Raw genomic sequence first — 5,439 nt, forward strand, 5'->3', positions numbered from 1 at the left:
GTCCCTCTCCCGAACGGGAGAGGGGACCCGCGCCCGGCACGGTCGGCGGAGCCCCTCCGCACTCCTGAGGTTCCGCCCGGACTCGCGGCGGGTAGGCCCCTATCCGAGCCGCCGCTCGAACAGGGCCCGCACCTCCGCCCGCTCGGCGTCGAGCTGCGCGGCGAGCGTCCGGGCGTCCGGCAGCCCCGTGGCGGTGGCGAGTCGGGCGAGCGTCACGGGCGAGGCCGCGCTCGGGTCGCCCTCGACCATCAGGCGCTGCCAGTGGTGCACGTCGTCGAGCAGGCGGTAGGCGGCGCAGAGGCGCTCCGCCTCGTCCTCGGGCAGGAGCCCGTGCGCGGCCGCGCGCCGCAGCACGGCCGGCGCGTCGAGGCCGGCGAGGTCGGGGCAGGCGGCGGCGTGGCCGAGCACCAGCGCCTGGGCCAGGAAGTCGAGGTCGATGAGCCCGCCGGGGCTGAGCTTCAGGTCGAGCGGGCCGGCATCGCCCTTCTCCCGGGCCACGAGCGCCCGCATCTCGCGCACCGCCCGGTTCACGGCGGCCGGCTCGCGGGGCCGGCAGACCACGCCGCGGATCACGTCGGCCGCCTCGGCGCCGAGGTCGGCGTCGCCCGCGATCACGCGGGCCCGGGTCAGCGCCATGTGCTCCCACAGCTCCGCCTCCTCCCCGGCGTAGCTGCGGAAGCTGCGCAGCTGCGCGGCGATCATGCCCTGGCCGCCGCCGGGGCGCAGGCGCAGGTCCACCTCGTAGAGGCCGCCGCGGCGGGTCGGCACGGTGAGCGCCGAGACGAGGCGCTGCGTCAGCCGGTTGTAGGCCACCGCCGCGTCGAGGGGGCGCGGGCCGGTGCTGGTGCGGGCCTCGGGGTCGAAATCGTAGAGCACCACGAGGTCGAGGTCGGAATCGGCGGTGAGCTGGCGCGAGCCGAGCCGGCCGAAGCCGAGCACCGCCACGCGCCCGCCCGGCACCGCGCCGTGCTCGGCCGCGAAGGCCCGCGCGACGGCCTCGAGGGAGGCCGCGACCGCGGCCTCGGCGATCCCCGTGAAGGCGAGGCCCGCGCCCTCCGGCGTCAGGATGCCCGAGAGCAGGCGCGCGCCCGTGACGAAGCGGAGCTGGCGCGCCGCGTCGCGGCTGCGGTCGAGGAAGTCCTCGTGGCTGCCCGGCGCGCCGACGAGGCCGCGATACTGCGCGGCGAGCGCCGCCGGGTCGGTCGTCGGCTCGACGAAGGCGGGGTCGATCACCGCGTCGAGGACGTGCGGGCTGAAGGCCACGGTGTCGGCGAGCCGCGGCGCCGTGCCGAGAAGGTCCGCGAAGAGCAGCCGCAGGCGCTCGTGCGAGCGCAGGATGGTGAGGAGCTCCACCGCCGCCGGCATCCGGCCGAAGGCGCGGTCGAGGGCGTCGAGCGCCGCGTCCGGGTCCGGCGTGCCGCCGAGCGCCTGCATCAGGGCGGGGACGAGCTCGGTCAGCACCTCCCGGGCGCGGGGGCTGCGCACCGCGGGCCGGCGCCCGAAATGCCAGCCGCGCACGGTCTCCACCGCCCGCTCCGGCTCGCGGAAGCCGAGCGCCCGCAGGGTCTGCAGGGTGCCGGGGTCGTCGCCCGTGCCGCTGAAGACGAGGTCGCCCACCTCCGCCGAGAGGTCGGGCTCGGCCTCGAACAGCAGCGCGTAGTGGGCCTGCACCCGCCGCGCGTGGTGGAGGAGCGCGGCCTCGAAGGCGGGCAGGTCGGGAAAGCCCGCGAACTGGGCGAAGCGGGCGAGCTCGCCGGGCTCGGCGGGCAGGCGCTGGGTCTGCTCGTCGCGCACCATCTGGAGCCGGTGCTCGACCGTGCGCAGGAAATCGTAGGCCGCGGCGAGCTCGTCGCGTGCCTCGGGCCCGATCCAGCCCTCCTCGGTGAGGCTCGCCAGCATCTCCACCGTGCGGCGCCCGCGCAGAGCCGGCCGGCGCCCGCCGAAGACGAGCTGCTGCGTCTGCACGAAGAACTCGATCTCGCGAATGCCGCCGCGCCCGAGCTTGATGTCGTGGCCCATGACCGCGATCGTGTCGTGCCCGCGCACGGCGTGGATCTGCCGCTTCATGGCGTGCACGTCGGCGATCGAGGCGAAATCGAAGTATTTCCGCCAGATGAAGGGCCGCAGATCCGCGAGGAACCGCTCGCCCGCGGCGATGTCGCCCGCGATGGCGCGCGCCTTGATGAAGGCCGCCCGCTCCCAGTTCTGCCCCAGCGTCTCGTAGTAGGTGTAGGCGGAGTTCAGGCTCATCGCGGTCGGCGTCGAGCCGGGGTCGGGCCGCAGCCGGTAATCGACCCGGTGCACGTAGCCCTCCGCGGTGCGCTCCTGCAGGAGCTTGGCCACCCCCTGCGCCAGCCGGCTGAAGACGGGGGTCGGCTCCAGGCCCTCGCGCAAGGGGGCGGCCTCTGGGTCGAAGAAGACGACGAGGTCGATGTCGCTCGAGTAGTTCAGCTCGCAGGCGCCGAGCTTGCCGAGGCCGAGCACGACGAGGCCGCTACCGGCCTGCGGCTCGGCGGCGTCGCGCGGCCGGTAGCGGCCGGCCTCGGCCGCCTGCAGCAGCAGGGCGTCGAGGGCCGCCGAGACGGAGGCGTCGGCGAAGTCCGACAGGGCCCGGGTGACCGTGGCGAGCGGCCAGAGCCCGCCGATGTCGGCGAGCGCCACGAGGAGGGCGTGGGCGGCCCGGTTCTCGCGCAGGCGGCGGCCGACCGCGTCGAGATCGACCGCGGCGCCCGCCTCAGGCCGCCCGGCCGCGCGCTGGTCGGCGATGATCCCGGCGACGCGCGCCTCGGGCGACGCGTCGAGGAGGCCCGCGAGCCGGTCCGGATCGCGCGCGGCGAGCTGCCAGAGGAAGGGGGAATGGTCGGCGAGCGCGAGCAGGATGTCTCGGGCCGGACCGTGGCGGAGGTGCTTCGGCAGCGCCTCCGCGATGTCGGCGAGCCGCGCCTCGGCACCCGCCGGATCGGAGAGCGGGGGCGCCGCGCCGAGCCGCGCCGCGAGGGCCTCGGGCGCCGGGCCGCCCGAGCGGCCTCTCGGGCTCCGTCGCGTCGTCCCGGGTCCCGTGCCGTGCTCGCTCATGTCCGTTCGCCCTCGCTGCGGACGGGCAGGGTTATCACGACCGCGAGCCCCGGGTCATTGTCGCGCAGCGCGATCGTGCCCTGGTGCAGCCGCACCACCGCGGCGACGAGGCTGAGGCCGAGGCCGAAGCCCGGCCGCGTGCGCGCCTCCTCCAGGCGCACGAACCGGTCGAGCACCCGGGCGCGGTCGGCCTCCGGGATGCCGGGGCCGCGGTCCGCCACCGTGATCTCCACCGCCCCGCCGCTGCGCCGGGCCTCGACGCGGATGCGCGGCTCGGCGCCCGCGCCGTACTTGATGGCGTTGTCGATGAGGTTGGCGAGCGCCTGCCCGATCAGCTCCCGGTTGCCGTCGAGGACGAGCCCGTCCCCGACGGCGAGATCGAGGGCGAGGCCGCGCTCCTCGGCCAGCGCCTCGTAGAGCTCCGCGACCTCCTGGACCGTGCGGCCGACGTCGAGCGGCGCCAGCGTCTCGCGGGCGTTGCGGGCCTCCAGCCGCGCGATCATCAGGAGCGCGTTGAAGATGCGGATGAGGCCGTCGCTCTCCTCGATCACCGACTCGATCGCCCCCCGCAGGTCCTCCGGGGACCGGGCCGTGCGCAGGGCCTCGTCGGCGCGGTTGCGCAGGCGGGTCAGCGGCGTCTTGAGGTCGTGGGCGATGTTGTCCGAGACCTCGCGCAGGCCCCGCATCAGCTCGCCGATGCGCTCCAGCATCTCGTTGAGGTTCTGGGCGAGCCGGTCGAGCTCGTCGCCGTTGCCGGCCACGGCGAGGCGCCCGTCGAGGTTGCCCGCCATGATGGTGCGGGTGGTCTCGGTCATGTCGTCGACGCGCTTGAGGACGCGGCGGGCCACGAACCAGCCGCCGGCGACGCCGAGCAGCACGACGAGGGCGAGGGAGGAGCCGAAGGTGCGGCTGATCACGGCGCGCAGCCGGTCGCGCTCCTCGACGTCGCGCCCGACGAGGAGGCGGAAGCCGCCGGGCAGGGTGAAGATGCGCACGATCGCCCGGTGGTCGTAGCCGTTGCCCTCGCCGCTGCGGGCATAGTCCGCCTCCGTCTGGCCGGGCGCGGCGAGGAGGCCCGGGGGCACCTCGCCGACATTGCCGACCACGTGCTCGCCGGCCGCCGTCGTCACGAGGTAGAGCGAGGCGCCGGGCTCGCGGGAGCGGCGCTCGACCACGGTGATCAGCCGGCGCAGGCCGCCCGCGTTGTACTGCTCGGACAGGCCGGTGATCTCGGCGTCGATCGTCTGGAGGATCTGGTCGTCGAGGACGCGGCGCGCGTTCCAGGCCACGTAGCCGAGGGCGAAGAAGGCGAAGGCCGCGAAGACGACGAGGTAGGCGAAGGACAGCTTGAAGGCCGTCGTGCGGAACAGCTTGCCGAGGCGCGCCGGCAGGCCCTCGGGCGGCAGCGGGCGCCCGCCGAGGCCGGGCGCGTCAGCCACGCGTCCTCACGGGGCCCGGGCCTCGTCGGCGCGGACCATGTAGCCGGCGCCGCGCACCGTGTGGATCATCGGGTGCTCGAAGCCCTTGTCGACCTTGGCGCGCAGGCGCGAGACGTGGACGTCGATGACGTTGGTCTGCGGGTCGAAATGATAGTCCCAGACGTTCTCCAGGAGCATGGTGCGGGTCACGACCTGGCCGGCGTGGCGCATCAGGTACTCGAGCAGGCGGAACTCGCGCGGCTGCAGCACGATCTCGCGGCCGGCGCGGGTGACGCGGTGGGAGAGGCGGTCGAGCTCGAGGTCGCCGACCCGGTAGGCGGTGGCCTCCGCCGCGCCCGGCGCCGCCGCGCGCCGCCGCGCCAGCACCTCCGTGCGGGCGAGGAGCTCGGAGAAGGCGTAGGGTTTCGGCAGGTAGTCGTCGCCGCCGGCGCGCAGGCCCTTCACCCGGTCGTCCACCTGCCCGAGGGCCGACAGGATCAGGACCGGCGTGCCGACCGCCTGCTCGCGCAGGGAGCGGATCAGGGACAGGCCGTCGAGCTTCGGCAGCATCCGGTCGACGATGAGCACGTCGTAGTCGCCCTCCCGCGCCAGCGCGTAGCCGTCGAGCCCGTCCGTCGCCTGGTCGGCGACGTGGCCCGCCTCGCGGAAGGCCTTGACGAGGTAGGCGACGGCCTCGCGGTCGTCCTCGATGATCAGGAGGCGCATGGGACAATGCTCATAGGGCGCGCCGCCCCGCACGGGAAGGCGCCCCTCCCCTGCCCGGCCGCGCACGCGGTCTCGGGACGCAGCATCGTCCGGCCCGTCTTACGCGGGGCTTCCCGCCGCATGACGAATGGTTAAGGATGAGCCTGAGACGCGAAAAGGGCCGCGTCCCTGACGGGAAGCGGCCCTTTTCGGTCTCTGATGTCGTGAAGAGGGATGTTCA

General features: G+C 75.0%; 3 protein-coding genes. All 3 read right to left on the reverse strand.

Going from position 1 to position 5,439, the window contains the following annotated elements:
* Positions 1-99: 99 nt before the first annotated feature.
* The 3 genes from MOX02_RS20510 to MOX02_RS20520 are packed head-to-tail and all read right to left on the reverse strand — an operon-like array spanning position 100 to position 5,219.
* A complete protein-coding gene (locus tag MOX02_RS20510; protein WP_147027658.1) occupies positions 100-3,075 on the reverse strand; it encodes a bifunctional [glutamine synthetase] adenylyltransferase/[glutamine synthetase]-adenylyl-L-tyrosine phosphorylase in 2,976 nt (991 codons plus the stop codon).
* Positions 3,072-4,514: a HAMP domain-containing sensor histidine kinase gene (locus MOX02_RS20515; protein ID WP_147027659.1), complete on the reverse strand. Its 1,443-nt coding sequence runs from the start codon at positions 4,512-4,514 to the stop codon at positions 3,072-3,074. Before MOX02_RS20515 ends, MOX02_RS20510 begins: the two co-directional genes overlap by 4 nt.
* 6 nt (positions 4,515-4,520) lie before the next feature.
* Positions 4,521-5,219 carry a response regulator transcription factor gene (locus MOX02_RS20520; protein ID WP_147027660.1) on the reverse strand — a complete coding sequence of 233 codons (699 nt, stop codon included), beginning with the start codon at positions 5,217-5,219 and terminating at the stop codon, positions 4,521-4,523.
* Positions 5,220-5,439 lie beyond the last annotated feature (220 nt).

The sequence above is a fragment of the Methylobacterium oxalidis genome (assembly GCF_007992195.1).
Lineage (GTDB): Bacteria > Pseudomonadota > Alphaproteobacteria > Rhizobiales > Beijerinckiaceae > Methylobacterium > Methylobacterium oxalidis.

Bases quoted from the DNA above. Each gene is read 5' to 3' on its own strand.
- MOX02_RS20510 (WP_147027658.1), bottom strand. From the start codon at position 3,075: ATGAGCGAGCACGGCACGGGACCCGGGACGACGCGACGGAGCCCGAGA.
- MOX02_RS20520 (WP_147027660.1), bottom strand. From the start codon at position 5,219: ATGCGCCTCCTGATCATCGAGGACGACCGCGAGGCCGTCGCCTACCTC.